Origin of the sequence: Undibacterium sp. KW1, from assembly GCF_009937955.1 — a bacterium.
In the GTDB taxonomy this organism is placed as follows: Bacteria; Pseudomonadota; Gammaproteobacteria; order Burkholderiales; family Burkholderiaceae_D; genus Undibacterium.
This window is the reverse complement of record NZ_AP018439.1, coordinates 4418001-4439605: the sequence shown is the minus strand read 5'-3', so window position 1 is coordinate 4439605 and position 21605 is coordinate 4418001. Positions and strand designations below refer to the sequence as shown.

Annotated in this window: 25 protein-coding genes and 1 pseudogene; 23 read left to right on the top strand and 3 right to left on the bottom strand. The window is 48.8% G+C overall.

The features are described 5' to 3' along the window. Positions 1 to 10: 10 nt before the first annotated feature. The 3 genes and pseudogenes from tnpB to UNDKW_RS19965 form a co-directional block, all read right to left on the bottom strand. Positions 11 to 352, bottom strand: a complete 342-nt coding sequence (tnpB, locus tag UNDKW_RS19975; RefSeq protein WP_162059050.1) for an IS66 family insertion sequence element accessory protein TnpB — start codon at positions 350 to 352, stop codon at positions 11 to 13. Further along, complete coding sequence (locus UNDKW_RS19970) at positions 352 to 684, bottom strand: hypothetical protein (RefSeq protein WP_162059051.1); 333 nt, start codon at positions 682 to 684, stop codon at positions 352 to 354. Before UNDKW_RS19970 ends, tnpB begins: the two co-directional genes overlap by 1 nt. Before the next feature lie 194 nt (positions 685 to 878). Next, positions 879 to 1226, bottom strand: a pseudogene (locus UNDKW_RS19965) (transposase); the annotation flags it as partial. Between the two features lie 94 nt (positions 1227 to 1320). Here UNDKW_RS19965 and UNDKW_RS19960 point away from each other — a divergent pair. The 23 genes from UNDKW_RS19960 (at position 1321) to UNDKW_RS19850 (ending at position 21537) form a co-directional block, all read left to right on the top strand. After that, on the top strand, positions 1321 to 2157 hold the full coding sequence (locus tag UNDKW_RS19960; RefSeq protein ID WP_162060150.1) for a transposase: 837 nt from the start codon (positions 1321 to 1323) through the stop codon (positions 2155 to 2157). Positions 2158 to 2552: 395 nt separating this feature from the next. Next, the gene (fliQ, locus tag UNDKW_RS19955; RefSeq protein ID WP_162060149.1) at positions 2553 to 2819 is read left to right on the top strand and encodes a flagellar biosynthesis protein FliQ; all 267 of its coding nucleotides are present in this window, start codon (positions 2553 to 2555) and stop codon (positions 2817 to 2819) included. Between the two features lie 3 nt (positions 2820 to 2822). After that, a complete protein-coding gene (locus tag UNDKW_RS19950) occupies positions 2823 to 3668 on the top strand; it encodes a flagellar biosynthetic protein FliR (RefSeq protein ID WP_162060148.1) in 846 nt (281 codons plus the stop codon). After that, positions 3668 to 4774, top strand: a complete 1107-nt coding sequence (locus UNDKW_RS19945; RefSeq protein ID WP_162060147.1) for a flagellar biosynthesis protein FlhB — start codon at positions 3668 to 3670, stop codon at positions 4772 to 4774. Before UNDKW_RS19950 ends, UNDKW_RS19945 begins: the two co-directional genes overlap by 1 nt. A gap of 47 nt (positions 4775 to 4821) precedes the next feature. Beyond that, positions 4822 to 6849 (top strand): flagellar biosynthesis protein FlhA, encoded by a 2028-nt coding sequence (gene flhA / locus UNDKW_RS19940; RefSeq protein WP_370529144.1) that lies wholly within the window; start codon positions 4822 to 4824, stop codon positions 6847 to 6849. Between the two features lie 47 nt (positions 6850 to 6896). Continuing rightward, positions 6897 to 7643 (top strand): flagellar hook-basal body protein, encoded by a 747-nt coding sequence (locus UNDKW_RS19935; protein ID WP_162060145.1) that lies wholly within the window; start codon positions 6897 to 6899, stop codon positions 7641 to 7643. Between the two features lie 50 nt (positions 7644 to 7693). Then, complete coding sequence (flgG, locus tag UNDKW_RS19930; RefSeq protein WP_162060144.1) at positions 7694 to 8488, top strand: flagellar basal-body rod protein FlgG; 795 nt, start codon at positions 7694 to 7696, stop codon at positions 8486 to 8488. Between the two features lie 6 nt (positions 8489 to 8494). Beyond that, entirely contained in the window at positions 8495 to 9484 is a 990-nt protein-coding gene (gene flgA, locus UNDKW_RS19925) for a flagellar basal body P-ring formation chaperone FlgA (RefSeq protein WP_162060143.1), read from the top strand. A gap of 17 nt (positions 9485 to 9501) precedes the next feature. Further along, positions 9502 to 10095: a flagellar basal body L-ring protein FlgH gene (locus tag UNDKW_RS19920; RefSeq protein ID WP_197892938.1), complete on the top strand. Its 594-nt coding sequence runs from the start codon at positions 9502 to 9504 to the stop codon at positions 10093 to 10095. Then, positions 10095 to 11255 (top strand): flagellar basal body P-ring protein FlgI, encoded by a 1161-nt coding sequence (locus UNDKW_RS19915; RefSeq protein ID WP_232063055.1) that lies wholly within the window; start codon positions 10095 to 10097, stop codon positions 11253 to 11255. The genes UNDKW_RS19920 and UNDKW_RS19915 overlap by 1 nt, the downstream gene beginning before the upstream one ends. 20 nt (positions 11256 to 11275) lie before the next feature. Continuing rightward, on the top strand, positions 11276 to 11659 hold the full coding sequence (locus UNDKW_RS19910) for a flagellar basal body protein (RefSeq protein ID WP_162060142.1): 384 nt from the start codon (positions 11276 to 11278) through the stop codon (positions 11657 to 11659). Between the two features lie 14 nt (positions 11660 to 11673). Next, a complete protein-coding gene (flgC, locus tag UNDKW_RS19905) occupies positions 11674 to 12123 on the top strand; it encodes a flagellar basal body rod protein FlgC (RefSeq protein ID WP_162060141.1) in 450 nt (149 codons plus the stop codon). Beyond that, positions 12123 to 12425, top strand: coding sequence for a flagellar hook-basal body complex protein FliE (gene fliE, locus UNDKW_RS19900; RefSeq protein ID WP_162060140.1), 303 nt, complete (start codon positions 12123 to 12125; stop codon positions 12423 to 12425). The genes flgC and fliE overlap by 1 nt, the downstream gene beginning before the upstream one ends. Positions 12426 to 12498: 73 nt before the next feature. Then, the gene (gene fliF / locus UNDKW_RS19895) at positions 12499 to 13977 is read left to right on the top strand and encodes a flagellar basal-body MS-ring/collar protein FliF (RefSeq protein ID WP_162060139.1); all 1479 of its coding nucleotides are present in this window, start codon (positions 12499 to 12501) and stop codon (positions 13975 to 13977) included. A gap of 19 nt (positions 13978 to 13996) precedes the next feature. Further along, positions 13997 to 14632: a hypothetical protein gene (locus tag UNDKW_RS19890; protein ID WP_162060138.1), complete on the top strand. Its 636-nt coding sequence runs from the start codon at positions 13997 to 13999 to the stop codon at positions 14630 to 14632. A gap of 2 nt (positions 14633 to 14634) precedes the next feature. After that, positions 14635 to 15534: a FliH/SctL family protein gene (locus tag UNDKW_RS19885; RefSeq protein ID WP_162060137.1), complete on the top strand. Its 900-nt coding sequence runs from the start codon at positions 14635 to 14637 to the stop codon at positions 15532 to 15534. Further along, positions 15531 to 16883, top strand: a complete 1353-nt coding sequence (locus UNDKW_RS19880) for a FliI/YscN family ATPase (RefSeq protein WP_162060136.1) — start codon at positions 15531 to 15533, stop codon at positions 16881 to 16883. Before UNDKW_RS19885 ends, UNDKW_RS19880 begins: the two co-directional genes overlap by 4 nt. Then, entirely contained in the window at positions 16880 to 17362 is a 483-nt protein-coding gene (locus tag UNDKW_RS19875; protein WP_162060135.1) for a hypothetical protein, read from the top strand. Before UNDKW_RS19880 ends, UNDKW_RS19875 begins: the two co-directional genes overlap by 4 nt. Next, positions 17359 to 18537, top strand: a complete 1179-nt coding sequence (locus tag UNDKW_RS19870) for a hypothetical protein (RefSeq protein ID WP_162060134.1) — start codon at positions 17359 to 17361, stop codon at positions 18535 to 18537. The genes UNDKW_RS19875 and UNDKW_RS19870 overlap by 4 nt, the downstream gene beginning before the upstream one ends. After that, entirely contained in the window at positions 18519 to 18926 is a 408-nt protein-coding gene (locus tag UNDKW_RS19865) for a flagellar hook assembly protein FlgD (protein WP_162060133.1), read from the top strand. Before UNDKW_RS19870 ends, UNDKW_RS19865 begins: the two co-directional genes overlap by 19 nt. Positions 18927 to 18988: 62 nt before the next feature. Further along, a complete protein-coding gene (locus UNDKW_RS19860; RefSeq protein ID WP_162060132.1) occupies positions 18989 to 20188 on the top strand; it encodes a flagellar hook protein FlgE in 1200 nt (399 codons plus the stop codon). A gap of 2 nt (positions 20189 to 20190) precedes the next feature. Beyond that, complete coding sequence (locus UNDKW_RS19855) at positions 20191 to 21060, top strand: FliM/FliN family flagellar motor switch protein (protein ID WP_162060131.1); 870 nt, start codon at positions 20191 to 20193, stop codon at positions 21058 to 21060. Between the two features lie 93 nt (positions 21061 to 21153). After that, positions 21154 to 21537 (top strand): FliM/FliN family flagellar motor switch protein, encoded by a 384-nt coding sequence (locus UNDKW_RS19850; RefSeq protein ID WP_162060130.1) that lies wholly within the window; start codon positions 21154 to 21156, stop codon positions 21535 to 21537. The last annotated feature ends 68 nt before the right edge of the window (positions 21538 to 21605 follow it).

Sequence of the window (21605 nt, the reverse complement as noted above, 5' to 3'; positions counted from 1 at the left end):
CAGGGACTTGCTACAGTGCCCAGGCTGCCGGAGCCGGTGCCGACAAGCGCTGCCAATCGACGCCGGCCACCAGCCACTGCCATTGCTCGGCGGTCAATTGCCAACTGAGCTCGCCAGGCTTGGGCCAGACGAATTGACCACGGTGCAGGCGGCGCACGCACATCCACACGCCGTTGCCATCCCAGCACACCACTTTGAGGCGTGTGTGGCGCCGGTTGCTGAAAACGTAGGCAGTACCGTCGCAAGGCATACGCCCCAGTGCTTGCTGGACGTAGGTTGACAGGCGGTCGATCCCGGCGCGGATGTCGACCGGCTGCACCGCCAGCCAGATGGCATCTGCCTGCCATTGCATCACAGGCCACGCAGCAGGTCGGACAGCCAGTCCGCCTTGACCTCGGGTGGCAGACGCAGTTCCCAGCCTTGCGGGCTGCGCAACATCAGCCCTGTGGGAGCAGAAGGAGCAGATGTTACTTGCACGGGTAATAGCGCAATGCCGGGATGCTGCGCTTGGGATGCTGACTTATTCTCAACAGACTGTTCGGCGATGAGTGCGCGCCGCCAATAGTCGAAGGTGGAGAACTTGAGGCCTGCATGCTCGCAAAAGGCGCGCTGACTCAGTGCACTCTGCTGCCACTGGGTGATGTGCTGTTGCCACTGCTGCCGCTTGGCTTGATCTCGTTTCATACTGCTCCTCTTTACTTGTGATGGGAGCGTGAGTCTGGATGAGGTCATCGTTCAATGCTAGATGGGGCGGCTGGACGCTTACAAATCCTCATCGGCCCACGCCAAAGCAATCCATGCCCGGCGCTGCCGCCGTTCCTCCATCACCGAAGCAGGCACCACCGTAAGCGTCCAGCCGCCCCACCTATAAAAAGAAGTTATAGCTGTGTAGAGTTCGGAAATGGCAGCAGCGAATCGATCTGGTTGTTAGGGCACGTCGGGAGACGTTCCAGGACGCTGGTCAGCCATTGCATCGGATCAAGGCCATTGAGCCTGGCGGTGCCCAGCAAGGTCTGGATGGCGGCAGCACGGCGGCCGGCGCGTTCTGAGCCGGCGAACAGCCAGTTCTTCTTGCCTATGACAATCGGACGTATCGCGTTTTCGACCGCATTGTTATCAATCGGCAGCGTGCCCGAATCGATATAGCGCACCAGCGCCGGCCAGCGTTTGAGTGCGTGCTCAATGGCCTTGCCCGCAGCAAAATTGGGGTCAGTTCTAACATTCCAACATTTTCAGCACACAGAAAAAGGGGTCACACACAGAAAAAGGGGTCAGTTCTAACATTCCAACATTTTCTGCAAAATGTGCTATGCTTAAACCATGGCCAGACCACTACGTTTAGAATTTGCCGGAGCTTTGTATCACGTCACTTCTCGCGGAGACAGGCGTGAGGATATTTATATTGATGATGAAGACCGGCAAGAGTGGTTGACGGTGCTGGCAGAGGTCTGTGACCGCTTTAACTGGGTGGTGCATGCTTACTGCGAAATGAGTAATCACTATCATCTTTTGGTAGAAACAGTGGATGGTAATTTGTCGCGTGGCATGCGCCAGCTCAATGGCTTGTACACCCAGCGCTTCAATCGCAAACACAAGCAAGTCGGGCATTTGTTCCAGGGCAGGTACAAGGCTATTCTGGTGCAAAAAGAAGCGCATCTATTGGAGTTGGCCCGCTATATTGTTCTTAATCCTGTGCGTGCCGGAATGGTGGACTTGCCAGAGCAATGGCACTGGAGCAGCTATGACTGCTGCATGCAGGACAGGCATGCGCCAGAATGGCTAGACACAGACTGGCTGCTGGGGCAGTTTGGTGCCAGCCGCAAACGGGCGCGTGTAGCCTATGCAAAATTTGTGCTGGAAGGAATGGGCTTGCTGTCACCTCTGCTGGCGACCAGGCATCAGTTGCTATTGGGCGATGATGAGTTTGTCGAAAAATACCAGCATCAATTACGGCCTGAAGATCTGCGTGAAGTGTCGCTGGCACATCGCCGTTCCATTGCACTCCCTCTAGCTACTTACCAGCAGCAATACACAAATCGAGATGAGGCCATGTATCGTGCCTATCATTCCGGTGCTTATACCATGGCTGAAATAGCAGAATTTTTTACTGTGCATTACATGACCGTTAGCCGGGCAGTGCGAAAATTTGAGGCGTAATAAAGCGATAGAGTGATAAAAACCTGCACGGGCAATCGGCTTTATGAGTTCACATCCAGGGTGATAATTGCGGGCTGGCTTTATAAGTGGGCAATAAGTGGGCAATGACGGTTGCAACAAAATGCGATCTTGATTCTTGCGGGGCAGACAAGTGTTGTATTCTGACAATTGTTTTAAAGATATTAATCAAATGAAATTGTTTTTGGTAAATATTTCTTGCAATTTATAAAAATTTCAAAAAATATTTTGTAAATGCAAAGAAATTTGTGAGTAATTGTAAAATATCAATGTACAATGACGCTCATTATTTATTGGGACGTTGTTGACTGGCGGAGTTATTGGTGTGGGATAGGGTGTAACTCCCTTGTGAGAGCCGCTGGTGTTAAGTCATTTATATGCATTCAGACTTTGCTTTATCGCTCATGGCTGAGCTGTTTTGGACAGGCTTGCTAATATGCCTGCCAGTGCTGGGGCTGACCATGCTTGTTGGCTTACTCATAAGTATATTCCAAGTGGTGACACAAATACAAGAGATGTCACTCACTTTTATTCCAAAATTGCTGACGGCAACGATCACTTTGGTCGTGGCTGGGCCATGGATGTTGCGCAAACTGACGCAGTTTGCCACCAAGCTGTGGACGAATATCCCACAGATGTTTTGACTCATGGCAGATTTGGGAAATTTTCTTGCTGACTTTATCGGCAGCGGTGTGATGCTGAAGGCTTTTTTGCTTTCTGTGCGCATTGCTGCCTTGCTGTTGCTGACGCCTATTTTGTATGCGTCAACTCTGCCGGCCACTTATCGCACAATCCTGATTTTTAGTTTGAGTCTGGCGATAGCTTTGGGGATTGCTCCTGCTGGCTTGCTTGATGCTGCGCCTGTGGAAACAGGCGCCGGTTTTATTATCCTGGCGGCAGCGCGTGAGCTGGCATTGGGGGCGACGCTGGCGGTGGGTATTTTTATCAGTTTTGCTGCCATTTCGATTGCCGGGCGGGTGCTGGATATACAAATCGGTTTTGGCATGGCGCAGGTGTTTGACCCATTGACCAGAACACAATTGCCTATCTTGACGATGGCCTTTAACCAGGTCGCGGTGGTGTACTTTTTTTTGATTAATGGGCATCACACTTTGTTGAGGGCTGTGGCCTACAGCATAGAGCGCTTCCCGCTGGGCAAGGCATGGTCGATACAGGCGGTGTCGGTGCCGGTATTAAAGCAGGTGGGTGGCTTGTTCAGCCTGGGTTTTGCACTGGCTGCTCCCATAGTATTTTGTGTGTTGCTGGTGGAGTTGGCGCTGGGCGTAGTGGCGCGTAATTTACCGCAGATGAATATGTTTGTGATGGGCGTGCCGATCAAGGTTGTGGTTGGCCTCGCCGCATTGTCTTTTGGTTTTGTGTTGATGGGTAGCACCATCACCCGCATACAGGGCAGTATTTTTCAGAGTTGGGGTGCGGTGTTTGCGGTGGCAGATGCTCGGGCGCTTATGCCATCGGCAGGAAAGTTTGCCTGATGTCTGAACAGGATTTTGACCGCTCTGAAAAAGCTACTCCCTATAAGCTACAAAAAGCGAAAGAAAAAGGGCAGGTGGCGAAAAGCCCGGATGTAGTGTCTGTCGTGGTATTTTTTGTGGTGGTGGTTTTTTTCTATTGGCGTGGCCTGGATGGCATACGGGATTTATTCAAGCTGGACTTGAACCTGTTGTTGCAACTGGGGCAGGGGGATGTTGGTTCGATTAATTACTGGCGCATGTTGCGTACGTTGCTGCTGGATGGACTGTATTTGTTGCTACCATTTTTTATTGCACTGATGTTGACAGCTATTATTAGTAATGTTGCGCAGACTGGCGTGATTTTGTCTAGCGAGCCTGTCAAACCTGATTTTAACCGCTTGAATCCGATGAACGGGATCAAGAAGTTTTTTTCAATAAGGTCATTGTTTGATTTATTCAGGACCTGTTTTAAGCTGATCTTGCTGAGCTTGGTGGCATATCTGGCCTTGAAGCAGATTGGGCCGCAGTTGTTTCATACTGCTATGTTGCCGCCACTGGAAATGATCAAGAACATGCAAGTTGATCTGGTGTCACTTGGTTTCAAGATGACCCTGGTGCTGGCTTTGCTGGCCTTTTTGGATTTGATGTTTGTGCATCGCGAGTTTGCCAAAAAAATGCGCATGAGCAAACGCGATGTGAAAGACGAAGCAAAAAATCGTGATGGTGACCCACGCATACGTTCGCGCTTGCGCGAGTTGCGTCGTGAGATGTTAAAACGCAGCCTGGCTGCAGCAAAGACAAAAAATGCAGATGTGCTGATCACCAACCCTACGCATCTGGCGATTGCCTTGCGTTATGAGCATGGCAAGATGGAGTCGCCACAATTGCTGGCAAAAGGTGCAGGTTCTTTAGCACAGGCTATGAGGAAGATGGCCGTGCGACATCATATACCGGTGGTGCAAAACAAGGCGCTTGCACGTCAATTATTCCGTGAGGTGGATTTTGATCAGCATGTGCCCACGCACCTATATGCGGATGTGGCCAAGATCATGATTTGGGTATTTGCAATGAGAAAAAATAAAGAAGCCCTTGTTAAAGAAACCCTTGTAGCTGGGGAAGCAGTTTGAAGCAATTGACGCAACTTTTAGGTAAGCATAGCGATCTGGCGCTGGTGATGCTGGTGCTGGGTGTTTTGGTCGTGCTGTTTGCGCCCATCCCTAGCCCTGTCCTGGATTTCTTGATCTTGGCTAACTTCAGTTTTGCGTTTTTGATTTTGTTGTTGACGTTTTACATGGCGCGTCCGGTGGAGTTTTCTACTTTTCCATCCTTGTTGTTGATTGCGACCTTGTTCCGCTTGTCATTGAATGTGGCTGCTACGCGTTTAATTTTGTCGCATGGTGATGCGGGTAAGGTGATTGCAGCGATTGGTTCTTATGTAGTTGGCGGTAATTATGTGATTGGCCTAATTGTATTTTTGATTTTGATTGTTGTGCAGTATGTGGTGATTACTAGCGGTGCGCAGCGTGTGTCTGAGGTGGCTGCCCGTTTTACGCTGGACAGTATGCCAGGTCAGCAAATGAGTATTGATGCTGATCTCAACATGGGTTTCATCACTCAGGAAGAAGCTCAAAAGAAACGCAAGAACCTGGAAAAAGAAGCGGGTTTTTATGGTGCCATGGATGGTGCCAGCAAGTTTGTCAAAGGCGATGCCATCGCCGGTATTATCATTTTGCTCATCAATATCATTGGTGGCTTGCTGATCGGTATCATGCAGCACGGCATACCATGGGCGCAGGCTTTGCAGACTTATACCTTGCTGACGATAGGTGACGGTATCGTAACCCAGGTGCCAGCACTGGTGATTGCACTGGGTACGGGTATTATCGTCACCCGATCGGCATCTGACGGTAATCTGAGTCAGGAAGTGTTCCAGCAGATATTGTCTTTTCCTAAAACCCTGTTGCTGGTGGGCGTGGCATTGGGTGGCTTGCTGGTATTGCCTGGCATACCGGCAGTGCCAACACTTGGCCTGTTGAGCTTTGTGCTGTGTGTGACTTATTTCTCATACAGAAGCAAAAAAACGCAAGAGGCTGAAAGCAGCAAAGACAGTAATGAGGATGACATTTTAGAAGGTGACAATGCGGCAGGCAAAGATGACCCGTATAGCATGTTGCCGGTTGAGCCGATAGAGGTGCATGTGGGTAGCAACTGGATACCTCTGATTAATCAATCCGGCAGTTTGTTCATGGACAGGATTGCAGTTTTCCGCAAACAGCATGCGATGGACCTGGGTCTGGTATTGCCCAAGGTGCGGTTTAAAGATGCCAAGAAGTTGCTGGCTGACCGCTATGAAATTTGTATTGATGGCGTGATCGTCGCCAAGGGTGAGGCGAGGTTGAATCAGTATCTCGCGATACATCCGACTGGCGACGTCAAGTCCATACAAGGTGAAGTCACCAAAGACCCTACCTATGGTTTGCCAGCATTGTGGATCGACGCAAGCCAGCGCGACAATGCCAGCGCCAACAAATACACGCTGGTGGATGGTGAAACAGTATTCCTGACCCATCTGACTGAGGTTTTGCGCAGAGAATCAGCCAATTTGTTGACGAGGGGCGAGACAGACCGTTTGCTGACACGTGTACGTGAGAATCAATCCAGTCTGGTTGATGAATTGATCCCGACGGTCATTTCTATCAGCGATGTGCAGCGCGTACTGCAAAATCTGTTGAAAGAAAAGGTCTCCATCCGGCACATTGAGGCGATCCTGGAAACCCTGGCCGATGCAGGCCGTAGCAGCAAGGACACCAATTTCCTGACTGAAATGGTGCGCCAACGTCTGGGTAATGCGATTTGCCAGGGCTTGATGGGTGAAGCGAGTGCCTTGCAGGTGATGACGCTGGACCCTGTCATTGAAAGCCAGTTCATGCAAAACCTACAGTCAGCACGCCAGGATGGCGGGCCGGCAAACAGGTCGTTTGTGCTGGAGCCAAAACTGGCAGAACAGTTTATGAGCAAGCTGGTACAGCAGGCTGACCGTATGATGAAAAGCAATATGCTGCCAGTTTTGTTATGCTCACCTGAATTGCGGCGCCATATACGCGCGCTGAGCGAGCGTGTTGTACCGCATTTGCGCGTGTTGTCGATGTCAGAGATTCCTCAGAACATAGAGTTGAAGTCTTTTGGGGTAGTGCAACTGTAATGGATGTCGTTTTGAGATAGCTGAATAGAAAAAGAAAGATAGTAGCGATGAATGGAATTATGGGCGTTGCCCTGCAAAGCATGCAAAACGATGCGGCCCGCATGGAACGCATCAGCATGAACATGGCTAATACGCTGACACCTGCTTACAAACGGGAAGTCATCGTCGAGCACACCTTTGGCGATCTGGTGCAAACCGGTATGAATTTGGATCAACAGGCGAGCGCGCTGGAAGTGGTGACGGATCAGCGCCAGGGAACTTTCAAAGTTACTGGTCAGAGCCTGGATTTTGCGATTAGCGGCAATGGGTATTTTGAAGTATCTACGCCGCAAGGTCCTGCCTATACACGGCAAGGTAATTTCCGTATTGATGCGCAGGGCCGTATTGTCAATCAGCAGGGTTATCCTGTGATGGGTAAAAGTGGGGAGATCATTGTCCGTACGTCCAAGCCTGTAGTGGATGCGAGCGGCCTGTTTGTTGATGATGTCAATGCCGAGGCGGGTAATTTGCCTGCAACTTCTGCCGGACAGTTCAAGTTGATGGAATTTGAACATACTAGTGATCTGATCAAGGTGGGTGATGGCATGCTGACGGCAAGAGAAGGCGTCTGGGGTTCGCAAAGCAAAGTGGCTCAAATACACCAGGGCCAATTGGAAAACGCGAATATCAATTCCATGCAAGAGATGGTGCAAGTGATGCAAACCATGCGCCATTTTGAATCCATGCAAAGAATTGCCCAGGGCTATGATGAAATGATAGGTTCCGCCGTCAGAAAACTTGGCGATGTCAGCTGATCGTCATGGTTTTGCAAACAAAATGAATAATTTTCACGCAAGGAAAAAGAATGTTTGACGCACTATACATAGGCGCTACTGGCATGCAGGCGCAACAGACGAATGTTGATACGATTGCTAATAACCTCGCCAATGCGAATACCAACGGCTTTAAAAAAGGACGCGTCAGCTTCTCTGACATGATGGTGCCTGATACCAGGTTAACGTCACAACTCGGCGGCGCAGACAGCCTGGGTGCTCTGGCACAAAGCGGCAAGTTTGGTGCTGGTGTTGCGATTGCCAGCATGAGCAAATTGTTTGATGCAGGTGAACTAAAGAAGTCTGATTCTGCATTTGATATTGCCATACAGGGTGATGGTTTTATCTCTGTCATGATGCCGGACAATTCTATTGCCTATAGCCGTGGCGGCAGCCTGAAAGTGAATAAGGATGGCCAGCTTGCCTTGCAAAGCGGCCAGCCACTGAAGCCAGGCATTACCATTCCTGACGGCGCAAAGAGTTTGCAGATCAGTGCCGATGGCAGGGTGCAAGTCAGCCAGGCAGGGCAAACTGGTATGAGTGATGTCGGCCAGCTTGAACTCGTGCGCTTTGCCAGCCCCGGTCAACTGACAACGTTGGGTGAAAATCTGTATAAAACCAGTGAGTCTTCTGGTGAAGCCGTTGCCGGTGTTGCAGGTGAAAACGGCGTTGGTAGCATCATGCAGGGATATGTGGAAGCATCCAACGTCAAGATGCTGGATGAAATGGTGAACCTGATGATCGCCCAGCGTGCTTATGAAGCCAATGTGAAAATCGTGCAGGCGTCGGATGAAATGCTGGGATTGGTTAACAATCTGCGTAAGTAGATATCTGTGAATTCTGCCAGGATCGCATTGCAGGTATTGTTTGCATGGTGTCTGCTAGCTGACATCGCTGCTGCAAAAACAGTGCAATTGGAATTGCGCAGTGTTGTACAGGTAAAGTCGGCCAGGCTGGTATTGGCAGACGTGGTGAATGTGGATGCCGCCACGCAAAGAGAAGAAGCACAGTTGCTTGCTTTGCCGATAGGCACCATGTCGCTGACCGCGGGCAATATGGTAGTGCAGCGCAAGGCACTGGAGAAGTGGGTAAGACAGCATGCAGGTGCACGCAGCAGGGATATTCATTGGGTAGGTGCTGACGCGGTCAATATCATGTTGCAGACCCAGATCGTGGATGCGGCAAAGGTGCGCAGTCATGCCAGGGCCGTGCTTGAAGAGTGGATCAGTTTAAACGTTCGTGATGCCGGCAGCAGCGATATTGCGATCAGGGATCAGGGCGAATTGCAAGCGCTTGTGGTACCGGCAGGTGAAGTAAAGGTGAGGATATCGCATTTGTCCGAGCCATTAAGTTTGCGCAGTAAGTTAACAGTATTGCTAGATGTATTAATATCAGATCAAGTCGTCAAAAGTGTGCCAGTCTTGTTTGAGCTAAGTGGCAGCAGACAAGCCTTTATAGCCAGGCATGATATTGCAAGGGGGGGTGCGGTTTCAGAAGCAGATGTGGAATTAAGGGAAGTAGACATCTTCGCCGACGTGAATGAGCCGGTATCTCCAATCACTTTTGCCAAAACAGCAGTCAGGGCAAAAACTGGCTTGCACAAAGGTGCAATCTTGAACCGCGCGAATATAGAAACCGTGCCTGATGTGGCCCGTGGTGAATTTGTAGTATTGCTGGCGCGCGATGGTCTGGTCAGCATAGAAAGCCGGGTAGAGGCAATGCAGGATGGTTATGTGGGACAAATCATCAAGGTGCGCCCCGGTAATTCAAATAATCAAATTCCGGCGAAAATAATTGAGCCAGGAAAAGTGGAGTTGCGTTAATGAAATTGGAAACGAGAATGCAAAAGTGGATGGGCATGGTCAACATGATCTTTATTGTTGCCTGTGGACTCGGTACGTCTGCTTCGCCTGCATTTGCCGATAGCTTGTACAAGGAATCAACTTACCGTGCGCTGACCTCAGACAACAAGGCTTATCGCCTGGGTGACGTACTCACAGTGCAGGTATTTGAGAATTCGACAGCATCGACCAGTGCTGATACTGGTACCCGCAGAAAAGACGGCGTTTCTGCCGAACTGAGCAAGAATGGCGGCAGCCTGAAGCAATTTGGCATCAATGTCGGTGGTGAATTTGATGGCGGTGGCAAGACACAGCGTAGCAGCAAACTGCTGGCGACACTATCTGTGGCGGTGCGTGAAGTGTATTCCAACGGTGATCTTGGTGTGTCAGGCGAGCAAGCACTGATGGTGAATGATGAAGTGCAAAGAGTGAGTCTGGAAGGCCGGGTACGCCCTCAGGATATCTCTGACCAGAACGTTGTGATCTCTACTCGTCTGTCCGATGCCAAAATCGTCTATGTGGGCGAAGGCGAAGTCACGGATAGGCAGCGCCGAAGCTGGTGGCGTCGATTACTCGACGGAATGGGGTTGTAATGGGATTGCGGAATATGATGTATTTGTTGCAGGCCATGTTGCTGGCTGCTTTTGTTTTTGCACAGGATGCACAGGCAATCAACCAGACTAAACAGAATGAAGTAAATGACCTGAAAGAAGTCAGGGTCAAGGATATTGGTAAGCTGCAAGGCTGGCGTGAAAACGCCCTGGTCGGCTATGGTATTGTGACCGGTCTGGCCGGTACGGGGGATTCTTCTTCCAACCGTACAACCAGACAAGTGCTGGCAAATGTGTATTCGCAATTCAACCTGACGATACCGGTAGACCAGGTACAAAGCCGCAACGTTGCCGTGGTGATGGTCAGTGCCATGCTGCCGGCCTTTGCTCGTGAAGGCGAAACGCTGGATGTGACCATTACTTCCGCTGGCGATGCCCGTAGTCTGGTAGGCGGCAGCCTCTTAAGTACGCCGCTTAAAGCGCCAAATGGCCGCGTGTATGCATTGGCGCAAGGCGCATTGTCGGTTGGCGGTTATCGCTATGACGCGAACGGTAACATCATCCAAAAAAATCATCCTACGGTCGGCTCAGTGCCGAATGGTGCGATTGTTGAAGTGGGTGTCAGTTCGCAAATGCTTAGCAAAGATCAAAAACTGACTTTTTTGCTGACAGACCCTGATTACACAACGGCAAGCCGTGTGGCCAAGGCAATCAATGCAAAATATGGTCCTATTGCAGTGGCGAGTGACGCATCTGGCATACAGATACAGGTTGCAGACAATCAAAAAGACCAGCTCGTCGATTTTATTGCTGACATCGAGAATGTTCTGGTTGAACCAGACCGTCGCGCCAAAGTGGTCATCAACGAACGTACTGGTGTTGTAGTGGCAGGTGGTGATGTGCAGATTTCACGAGTGTCAATTTCTCACGGTGATATCAAAATTTCCGTAGCCAGCCAGAATACTGCTTCACAGCCATTTGTGATTGGTCAGGCAAGTAGCGCAATACGTACTGCGATTGTGACAAATACCAAGCTGGACGTGGACGAAAAGAAAGAATCTGCATTTTTATCAGAGGGTAATACCGTCGCTGATCTGGTGCGCTCGCTGGTGCGCATCAAGACAAATACGCGCGACATCATTTCCATACTGAGGGCAGTCAAGGCAGCTGGTGCTTTGCATGCAGAACTGATTATTCAATAATTTTTATACGTTCATTATTTATGACTCACAATCTTCAATCTGTGACAACAGCGACTGTAGGCCTGGCGCTGGATGCTGCAACACTCAGGCATCAGGCAATCGCCAATAATATTGCGAACGTCAATACAGAAGGCTATGTTCCTGTGCAAATTAATTTTGCCAGTTACATGGAGCAACTGGAACAGCTTTCTGCGCCAACTCAGGGAAAAGGCAGCCAGAAGCACAGCATAGGCCAACTGGAACTGGAACCAGTATTTGATGTGAATGGCAACCCTGCAAAAGTGTCGCTGGATACTGAAGTCGCCGCCATGGCGCATAACACAGTGCAATACCAGGCCTTGATCAAGGCCTTGAACCGCCACTATGCAATCATGTCCAGCGCCGTTACTGACGGCAAAAAATAATTAAGGATCTACAAATGGATTATCGACAATCATTCGGTATCAGTGCAGTTGGCATGTCTTTTGAGCGTGCCAGGGTGGATGTGGCTGCCATGAATCTTGCTAACGCCAATACAGTGCGGGAAACAGATGGCACAGGTTACCAGCCACTGCGTGTGATCGCCAGAAGTGCAGCGCCAAGCACCAGTTTCTCAGACATGATTGGTGAAACCGGTTTGTTCACGATAGGCAATGCTGGTAGAAGCTTTTCGATTGAAGGCGTTGATAAACCGGCACGCATGGTGCACGAACCTGGTCATCCTTATGCCGACGCCAAGGGTTTCGTTGCATATCCCGCCGTAGATTCAGCCACAGAGATGGTCACCATGATGAGTGCGATGCGGGCTTATGAAGCTAACGTTGCAGCAATGAATACCGCAAGAAACCTGGCGCTCAAAGCGCTGGAAATCGGTGGAGGAAGTAACTGATGGAAGTCGCCAGCATTTCACAATTTATAGCGCCAAGCGCTATTGCCTCAATCGAGCCGCTTGCCAATGCAGCTGCACCAGCACAAAGTTTTGGCAATTTGGTGAGCCAGGGTTTGGCACAGGTCAATGATCAGTTGCAAACCTCTCAGGCTGATTTGCAAGCACTCGCAACCGGCGATGTGCAAAACCTGCATCAGGTCATGATACGTATGGAAGAAAGCCGTTTGTCATTTCAATTGATGTTGCAGGTCAGGAACCGCTTGCTCGAGTCCTACCAGGACATCATGAAGATGCAGATATAGATTGCTGCAATAACTTTGAGTTGAAAGACAGGATGCTTTATCGCATCTCTTGTAATCGTGGTTGGAGTAGGTTGTGATTAAAAATTTTTGGAATACGCTAAGCAGTTCTGCCAGGATTGGTTTTGTAGGCGGGCTGTTGGCTATTTTTGTTATTACCGCGTGGTGCGCGGTATGGTTGCTGCGAACGGATTATCAGGTGCTTTTTTCTGATCTGAAACCGCAAGACAGTGCCGCCATGGTGGCTGAACTTGATCGCCTGAAAATCCCTTACAAGATAGGCGAGGGTGGTAATGCTATTCTGGTAGATAAAGAAATCGTACACACAACACGGCTCAAACTGATGGGAAAAGAAATTCCCCTAAACGGTGCTGTTGGTTTAGAGTTGTTCAATAGCAGCGATTTTGGCATGACTGAGTTTGCGCAAAAGATTAATTTCCAACGCGCCTTGCAAGGTGAAATTACCCGTACCATTTCTTCTCTGGATGAAGTCAAGGATGTGCGCGTCCATCTTGCCTTGCCCGAAGAAGCATTGTTCAAGAGAAGCAATAATAAGCCCAAGGCAGCGATCACCATCGCTTTAAAGCCGGGCAAGAAACTGAGGCAGGAACAAATTACCGGTATACAAAGGTTGGTGGCTGCGGCTGTACCCGGCATACAAATTCAGGATGTCACGATCGTTGACCGCCAGGGTGTTGCTTTGACGCGCAATAATGCTGTCCCAGGTGAAGTCGAGTTGAGCACAGGGAATCTTGACCTGAAAAAAGATACCGAGACGTTGCTGGCACATAAAGTCAATGAAGTACTTGAACACAGCTTTGGTGCAGGTCAGGCAATGGCAAGTGTTGATGTAGTGCTCAACATGGATCAGGTTCGTGTGACAACCGAAAACGTGATCGCAGCGCCAGCAACTACAGGGCAGACGCCGACTGGCATCATTATCCGCGAAAAAGAAACAGTGAAAGAATCCGGCGCGCCTGCGGACGTATCGCAGCCACAGAATGCCCGTGGTGGCAGTTCACAAAGAGAAACTGAGTATCAGGTTGGCCGTAAAGTTGAGCAGGTGGTAGGACAGCCAGGCTCCATACAAAAAATCAATGTGGTGGCTGTTGTGCGTAAGTCCCTGGATGAAGCAGAAACAGAAAAAGTGAAAGCCCTGGTTGCTGCGGCAGTCGGCGTGGTTGCAGAACGTGGCGACACCGTCGTAGTGCAAAGCTTGCACGCTCTACCCGGTCAGGAAGTCAAATTGACAGATGCATTTGCCAGTACAACTGATCAAGCTGCTTTGATCAAAGCAGATGAGGCACCACAAAATGCGAGACAGCTGGCTGCAGAACTTGATACCTTCAAGATCATTACCAGCTTATTGGCTATACTCGCTGTGATTATATTGCTTATGTATCTGATGCAGTTGTCTGCCAGAAATAAAGGCAGTAGCGCCACCATGAACAGCCAGCAACGCGAACAGGCATTGAAACAGATTCAAGATTGGATGCGTCAGTCAGAAGCCAATTCTTCAGCAGAATCTGTTGCTGATAATAAACAGCGCAGTTAAAGTTTTTATTGAGAATATGATGCAAATTTCTGAAAATACCCGTCGTTCTGCCTTGTTGCTGCACTCAATGAGTGAAGCGGACAAGCAATGGGTACTGGGCAATCTGCATAGCCAGGACACCCAAATACTCAAGCAATTGCTGAGCGAGTTAAATGAATTGGGCATGCCGGCAGATAAGGAATTGTTGTCTGGCCTCAGTAGCACGGACAAAGCTTTACCTGTGTCCGCTAAGATTTCGACATGGCCAGCAAATGTAGCTGATCTCAGCATGGAACAACAAATAGCTTGTCTGGATAGAGCCGATTACCGCAATATTTTCGGGGTGTTGGCAGATGAGTCGACTGAGTTAGTAGCTTATTTCTTGCAAATACACCCCTGGACCTGGAAAAAAGAATTTCTTGCATGCTTTGATGCAAGTAAGGCGCGCCGTATTCAAGAGACAAAGGTCGACATTAAAGAGCCCTATTTGTCAGAACCAGATGTACGGCCCAAAAAACTACAACATGCCCTGATTGCAGAGATTATTCAGCAAGTGCCAGCTCCGCGCACTCCTGTTTATCAAACAGATGTGCTGGAAAGCGCGGGCATGTTTGGACGTTTATTGCGTCGTCTTGGTCTTGGCAGTGCAAATGCCGTCATGCGTAAGGAATACTAAGTATGAAAGGACAGCCGACAGTTAAAAAGAATATGCAGGTTTTGCGTGACGTGCTGGTGCACAATCACGTACATACCTTGCACAGACCTGGCAGAACTGTAGAAAAGAATTTTGCCGTAAAAAATAAAGTTGACAGTGATATTCGACCACTCGACAGCAAGCCTGCGCCCGTGAGCTTTGGTTTACCTGCAACGCAAAACAAATTGCCACTCGTTGACCGCTACGAGGAAGGATATCTGGCAGGCAAAATCGAAGGCCGTGCACAGGCAGTGCGTGAAGTAGGAGAAAAATTGCAGGCTGAACTGGATGCCAAGCGCGAGCAGTTGTTTCATGAAGCCTACAAGCTAGGCCAACAACAAGGATTTGCCATTGGGCAAAAAGAAGGCTTGGCAGAAGCGCAAAACGTAGCTGCAAAATTGAAAGAAAATTTGCATCAGCAACTGGTGCGGTTCGAGCAAGTTCTTGTCAATCTGCCGGTACAACTTGATAATTACCTGAGGGATGCAGAAGATGAACTGGTGGCATTATCTTTTGCCGCCATCACAAAGATTTTGGGTGAGTCCCTGAGTTCTGAGACTGCTATCCGTGAGCTGATCAATTCCCTGGTCAAGCAACATTTGACGGATACAGAATTTTCCGTCCACCTGCATCCAGACGATTATGCTTTATTTTCATCTGGCGAAAACATAACCAGCTCTCACCAGTTCCGGTGGGTTTCAGATGCCAATATTAAACTGGGTGGTTTGATTATACGGTCCAGTGAACAAAGCCTGGATGCAAGACTTGATTTCCAGATAGAGGTCTTGAAACAAGGTTTGCTGCAGGCCAGAAACCTGCGCAAGAACAAGTCGCTGCATGAGCATGCACAAGCGATGATGGCTGCAACGACAGGAATAGCGTGATCAGGCTCAACGAATATCACGCGCAATTGAATAAATCTGTTTTCATAAAACGGATAGGGCAAGTGCGTCAATTCAGTGGTTTGTCGATCGAGGTAACTGGCTTGAATGCGACAGTAGGAGAGCTGTGTTCTATTTATCCCAAGCGTGGTGAATATCAGGGCAATGAAGCCGCCGAACCGATTATTGCCGAGGTGATCGGTATAGGTGCTGGCTGCCTGACCTTGATGCCGTATGGATCGGTACAAGGGTTGGCTGCAGGTTGCGAAGTCGTGGCCGATGGTGCATATGCTGAGATTGGTGTCGGTCAAGAATTGCTGGGTCGTGTTATTGATGGCTTTGGTCAGGCATTGGATGGCTTGCCACCAGTGCGCACGCAATTGAAAAAACCTTTAAAAGCTGCACCTATCAATCCCATGCAAAGGCCAAGGATAGAAAAAGTTCTGGAAACCGGCATACGCTGCATTGACTCTTTGCTGACGATAGGCAAGGGGCAAAGGGTTGGTATTTTTGCTGGGAGTGGTGTCGGTAAAAGTACGCTGCTGGGTATGGTCGCCCGTCATGTCAAGGCTGATATCAATATTATTGCCTTAATCGGTGAGCGTGGCAGGGAAGTGCGGGAATTCATCGACAAGCAACTCGGCGATGAAGGAATGAAACGCTCGGTGGTCGTAGTGGCGACTTCCGACCAGCCAGCTTTGGCGCGTATCCGGGCTGCTTATGCCGCTTTGGCAATTGCAGAATATTTCCGCGACCAAGGTTTGCAGGTGCTGTTGACCATGGATTCTGTTACCCGCTTTGCCATGGCCAGGCGTGAAGTTGGCTTGTCAGCAGGTGAACCACCAACTGCACGTGGTTATACGCCATCTGTTTTTGCAGAGTTACCCGAGCTTTGTGAACGCTGTGGTACTGCAGATAGTGGCGGTGCAATTACCGCATTGATGACTGTGCTGGTGGAAGGCGACGACCTGAACGAACCTATTTCAGACAGCCTGCGTTCGATACTTGACGGCCATATCGTATTGGCGCGGCAGCTGGCACACAAAGGGCAGTATCCGGCGATTGATATTCTGAAAAGCGTCAGCCGGGTGATGCCGGACATAGTCAGCCAGGAACAAAAAATGCTGGCAATTGAAACCGTTAAACAAATGGCTGTACTGGAACGTAACCGCCAAATGGTGGACATAGGTGCCTATCAGACAGGCAGTAACCCTGCATTGGATCAAGCCTTGCAGATTGAAAGCCAGTTGCTGAATTGGTTGAAGCAGGATGAAGGTGGATTTTTGCGCGATCAGGCAATACAAAATTTGAGTAGTATTGTTGGCAGGCAAATGGTAAGAGGACGTGCATGAGTTCCAGTGTGGATTTGCGTGGCTTTACTTATCAGTTGGATCCTGTCCAGAAGCAAACGCAATGGAAGCTGGATATACTGGAAATTGACCTGGCCAGGGCGCAACGTGAAGAGCAGCAATGCGCGCAACTGATAGAGCAACTTAAACTGCGTGAACAAGAGCAAGCACAATTGGCACGTACATCATGGCAAAGCCATATGAATGTTTCGGTACACAAATCTGCCTTGGAATTCTTACTTGTACTAAAAGCTGAGATGTTAATCAAGCAGGAAGAACTGATTGGCTTGCAAGATAAATGCACCTTGATCCGGCAGGAATGCATTAACCTGCAGCAGAAAATGGAGCTATTTGATTCACATCGCCAAGAATGTTTAGACGAGTATATCCTTGAGCAATTGCATCAGCAAAATGCAGAAATTGACCGGGATTGGAATGCCAGAAGTATGTGGAGAGCAAAGAAAAGAGAGGCAAACGTATGAGCGTGACGTCATCTTTGAGCTTGAATCAGGATTTGTCCGCAAAAAGCCAGCGCCTGCGTGCAGACAATAATGGCGCGCCGGATATGGCGAAGCGGCAAGCCTGGTTAAAGGCGATGGAACAGTCGCAAATGCAAGAGTGGCTAAGGCAAGGCTTGACTGCCAGAGGCGGTCACGACACGCCTGCAACTGAGGGCACATCGAACGCGCGTGAGCAAAGGCAAGCGCATAATCAGGACGGTGTTGAGAAAACTGGTGACCGCGAAACAGTGAATGATACGCAAACAGATTCCCGCTCAAATCGAACTGATGAGCAAGCCGTATCTGCAGATTTAGCGCAAGAAAGAGAGTTGAGTATTCAGGATGCAAAAGCAAAAGAGTTTTTGCCGGCTGCAAGCTCAGCTCAACCAAGTTCTGCTGACTCAACAGCGGTTGAAGTGGGAAATGAAAACTCTCCGGTAAAGCAGCAGACAGCTACGTCGGGCATGACAGCATTTGCTGCAAATAATTTAGCCTCTTCGTCTGGGGCGGAGCAGTCGTCCATTGCCACTGGAAGCGCAATGCCATTAGCGGCGGAGTCTACTCAGGCTTGGCAAGCTGTGCAAACCATTAAAATAGCGCTGCAAGAAATGACAGGCATTGAGGCAAAGATCGTCTCCGTTGAATCATTGAATCAAATGACTGATGTAGATAGACAAACAAATCAGCCTGTGGGCAAGTTGGCAGCCAGCTTGTCAATAATGGAAACTGATACTTCTGAGCTCGAAAAAAGCGAGATCAAAGACGAGCCTGCGAGCGCTGAAGTGGCGGATAAGACTGAAGCTGTTACTGAAGAACACCAGGCTATTCGTTTTCATGCAGAATGGAGTGAAGAAGGTTTGCGGCTCTGGTTGGGTATAAACAGCAACGCCAATATTGATAAAGCGCAACTGACAAAGCAATTGCATTACTGGGTTGCCAAACAGAATGTGCAATTATTGGCACTGACTTGGAATGGTGAGCAATTGCCTAAGAATGTGATTGCGCAGATGCTAAAAGAAGGTGTTAAACCATCAGCATCGTCGCTCACCAATATCAAGTCTAGTGATGTTGCAAATACAGTAAGCGTTGAAGATACGCATTATTTTTTAAATTCTTATTTACAAGCAAAGGAGATGCAATGGCCATCAGTTCCGTAGGTAGCGCATCATCTGCTACCAATAACCTGCAAGCAAATAATCTGGGAATCCAGGATTTCTTGAAAATTTTGCTGACTCAGCTTAACTATCAAGACCCTATGAAACCCATGGACAATCAACAGTTCATGGCACAAATGGCGCAGTTCACCACTTTGCAGCAGACTCAGCAATTAAATACAAATATCGAACACCTGATTAATAACCAGGCGTCTCTGCAATCGGTCGGTTTGATTGGTCGTACCGTGGATATTGCGACACAAACCGGGACTTTGACAGGCGTTGTCGCTGGATTGTCACTCAGTGGTGATTCTCCAATGTTGACTTTGACTACCACGGGTGGATTGAAGATAGACAATATCGGGCTTGATCAAATCATTAACGTACGCTGATTGCTGATGCGCGGGTACGTTTTGCAAAGTTAAAATAATTCGAAATTAAAGAAGGAAAAATTATGCTTGATTCTATCTACATTGGTATGAGTGGTTTGCAAGGTTACTCCCGTGGCTTGAAGGTGATTGCAAATAATACGGCCAACATCAACACCCCTGGCTTTAAAAGCTCCAGCATACAGTTTGGTGATATGTTCTATGCCAATGGTGACCAGAGCGGTACTTCAAAAGGTACTTTTGGCTCTAGCGGTCATGGCCTTGTGACAGGTGGAACTACGCTGAACTTCAAGCAAGGCGAGCTCAGGCAAACTGGTAATACGCTGGATCTGGCAGTGGATGGCGAAGGTCTGTTTACTTTGAAAGATGCTAATGGCAAGTTGCACTATACACGTGCGGGCCAGTTTGAATTCAACTCCAGCGGCGTATTGGTCAATCGCCTTGACGGTAGCAAAGTAATGGGCCGAGATGCAAATGGCGCACTGGCTGAAATTACAGTCAACGGCACACGCTCTTCCAATTCCAAGGCAACCACAACTGTTACTTTTAAGGGCAATGTGGATATCAACAGTACTACAGTCAGCGTAGGTTCTGTCAAGGTCATTGATAGTGTGGGTGGTGAGCACAACTTGACGACCAAGTTGACAAAAACAAGCACAGATAATTGGTCGGTTGATATTTCAGAAAATGGTGTTTCTGTTGGCACAGGTGCTATTGTATTTTTGAATGGTAAAACTGTTTTTGCTAGTTCAAAAGTGGTTATCAATTTCGCGCCTGCAGGCCTCACCAGCACTCCACTTACGTTAGATTTCAGTACTGACGTGACTTCATTTGCAGCTAACACTACGACGCCTACCAACGGCAATTTGACACCTTTGGCATTCAATACGCAAGACGGTTTTTCTGCAGGCAGTTTGACCGGTGCAAGTTTTGATGCAAACGGGGTATTGGTCATGGCTTATTCAAATGGGCAAACCAGCAAGGGCAATCGCCTTGCATTGAGCCGGTTTGATACTGTGGATGCTGTCCAGGCAGTGGGCGGCAATCAGTTCGATTCAACGGATCCTACGGCCTGGCACTCTGGCAATGCTGGCGAAAACGGTTTTGGTAGTGTCAAATCAGGCTTTGTAGAAATATCAAACGTCGATCTTTCACAAGAATTTAGTGACCTTGTGATCATGCAACGTGGTTATCAAGCCTCATCACAAATTATTACAACTGCAAACGAAATGCTGCAAGAATTGTTTGCAATGAAGGGTAAATAGTAGTGTCTGAAGTCAATGCTAAATCTCAAATCGTAGCGCCTGGCGAACTGTACAAGACGCGCTGGTGGGCTGTAGGGCAATTGGATTTGATTTGCAAAAAGATTGATGCAGTCAATGCTGAATGGAGTAAGGATTGGCTGGCGAATGGCGAAAACCATTTGACCCAGGCCGCGCTCGCTTCAGCATCGCCACGAAAGCAAGAAATACTTGCTGACTGGCGACAGGTGTCCGGAGCGGGGGCACAAACATTTTGGATGCAAATCCCTTCGCGGCATCTTGAACATCTTCAACACGCCATGTTTACTGCAAGCGGGTCTGCATCAATCTCCTCCAATTCTAAGGGAGTTATTGGCAAAAGTGTGGCAAGCCAAGCCTGGGAAGAATACCTGGGCAAATTGACTGATTTGCTGTCGCCCGCGCAAATCGATATTTCAGCCGGTGTGCCGCCACAAAATCTGTTCAAGGCATGGTCAGGTGCTGTGCAACTGGAAATCCAATGGTGCGGCGTGAAACTGGTGTTGGTACTGAATCAAGCCTGCGTTGAGCATTTGCTGGGGCCAGATGTATTAGCAGAGGATGAAAACAAGCGTAGATTGTTGCGTACTGCACCGACAAGCAAGTTACTATCGATTGCACAAGCTGTTCAGCATAAAAAAGTACGTGTCCGCGTCGAGCTCAGTTCATGTGACATTGAACTCGGTAATTTACAGCAGATACAAGTGGGCGATGTAATTCCATTACCACATGGACTGGAACAACCTTTACAAGTCAAATTCGCCAGCGGCGAAGCGCTTTGCCTGGCATTCTTAGGGACAAGGGCGACTAAAAAAGCGATAGAAGTATTGGCACCATCTTCTGCAATAAAGGCCTGACATTGGTTGCTTTCTATGGTGATGTCATTAGCTATTTAGATACCACCCAAGCTTGCGTTTGCTCTTTTGCAGTATTTAAGAAATGAATGAAATATGAACCAACATCCTGAAGCCTCTGTATCCAGTTCTGGAACACCAACGACCGCACAAGACGCAGTTGAAATTCAAATGATCAAATTGCCAGAGCTTGATACACAAGACCAGGCTGCCGCAAATAAGTCTGCACCAATAATGACGACAATCAATCCATTGCACACAGTAAAGGCAAGATTGCAGGTCTATGTCGGCGAGGTTGAAATGACCGTGGGCGAATTATTAGCCTTGAAGCAGCATCAGATCGTCACGCTAGGTACTGATGTAGAGCAGGCAATTGATCTGGTTCTGGAAGGACATACTGTTGCCAGGGGCAATCTGGTCGCAGTGGACGGGCAATTCGCAATTCAGATTTCTGAATTACCTGTTCCCTTGAAAGCCTGACCTTAGTACCAGGCAATTATCGTGAATTCATTTTTGAAATTTTCTCGTCAAGCTGGCAGCTTATGCGT

Bases quoted from the DNA above. Each gene is read 5' to 3' on its own strand.
- tnpB (WP_162059050.1), bottom strand. From the start codon at position 352: ATGCAATGGCAGGCAGATGCCATCTGGCTGGCGGTGCAGCCGGTCGAC.
- UNDKW_RS19970 (WP_162059051.1), bottom strand. From the start codon at position 684: ATGAAACGAGATCAAGCCAAGCGGCAGCAGTGGCAACAGCACATCACC.
- UNDKW_RS19960 (WP_162060150.1), top strand. From the start codon at position 1,321: ATGGCCAGACCACTACGTTTAGAATTTGCCGGAGCTTTGTATCACGTC.
- fliQ (WP_162060149.1), top strand. From the start codon at position 2,553: ATGCATTCAGACTTTGCTTTATCGCTCATGGCTGAGCTGTTTTGGACA.
- UNDKW_RS19950 (WP_162060148.1), top strand. From the start codon at position 2,823: ATGGCAGATTTGGGAAATTTTCTTGCTGACTTTATCGGCAGCGGTGTG.
- UNDKW_RS19945 (WP_162060147.1), top strand. From the start codon at position 3,668: ATGTCTGAACAGGATTTTGACCGCTCTGAAAAAGCTACTCCCTATAAG.
- flhA (WP_370529144.1), top strand. From the start codon at position 4,822: ATGCTGGTGCTGGGTGTTTTGGTCGTGCTGTTTGCGCCCATCCCTAGC.
- UNDKW_RS19935 (WP_162060145.1), top strand. From the start codon at position 6,897: ATGAATGGAATTATGGGCGTTGCCCTGCAAAGCATGCAAAACGATGCG.
- flgG (WP_162060144.1), top strand. From the start codon at position 7,694: ATGTTTGACGCACTATACATAGGCGCTACTGGCATGCAGGCGCAACAG.
- UNDKW_RS19920 (WP_197892938.1), top strand. From the start codon at position 9,502: ATGCAAAAGTGGATGGGCATGGTCAACATGATCTTTATTGTTGCCTGT.
- UNDKW_RS19915 (WP_232063055.1), top strand. From the start codon at position 10,095: ATGGGATTGCGGAATATGATGTATTTGTTGCAGGCCATGTTGCTGGCT.
- UNDKW_RS19910 (WP_162060142.1), top strand. From the start codon at position 11,276: ATGACTCACAATCTTCAATCTGTGACAACAGCGACTGTAGGCCTGGCG.
- flgC (WP_162060141.1), top strand. From the start codon at position 11,674: ATGGATTATCGACAATCATTCGGTATCAGTGCAGTTGGCATGTCTTTT.
- fliE (WP_162060140.1), top strand. From the start codon at position 12,123: ATGGAAGTCGCCAGCATTTCACAATTTATAGCGCCAAGCGCTATTGCC.
- UNDKW_RS19890 (WP_162060138.1), top strand. From the start codon at position 13,997: ATGCAAATTTCTGAAAATACCCGTCGTTCTGCCTTGTTGCTGCACTCA.
- UNDKW_RS19885 (WP_162060137.1), top strand. From the start codon at position 14,635: ATGAAAGGACAGCCGACAGTTAAAAAGAATATGCAGGTTTTGCGTGAC.
- UNDKW_RS19875 (WP_162060135.1), top strand. From the start codon at position 16,880: ATGAGTTCCAGTGTGGATTTGCGTGGCTTTACTTATCAGTTGGATCCT.
- UNDKW_RS19870 (WP_162060134.1), top strand. From the start codon at position 17,359: ATGAGCGTGACGTCATCTTTGAGCTTGAATCAGGATTTGTCCGCAAAA.
- UNDKW_RS19865 (WP_162060133.1), top strand. From the start codon at position 18,519: ATGGCCATCAGTTCCGTAGGTAGCGCATCATCTGCTACCAATAACCTG.
- UNDKW_RS19860 (WP_162060132.1), top strand. From the start codon at position 18,989: ATGCTTGATTCTATCTACATTGGTATGAGTGGTTTGCAAGGTTACTCC.
- UNDKW_RS19850 (WP_162060130.1), top strand. From the start codon at position 21,154: ATGAACCAACATCCTGAAGCCTCTGTATCCAGTTCTGGAACACCAACG.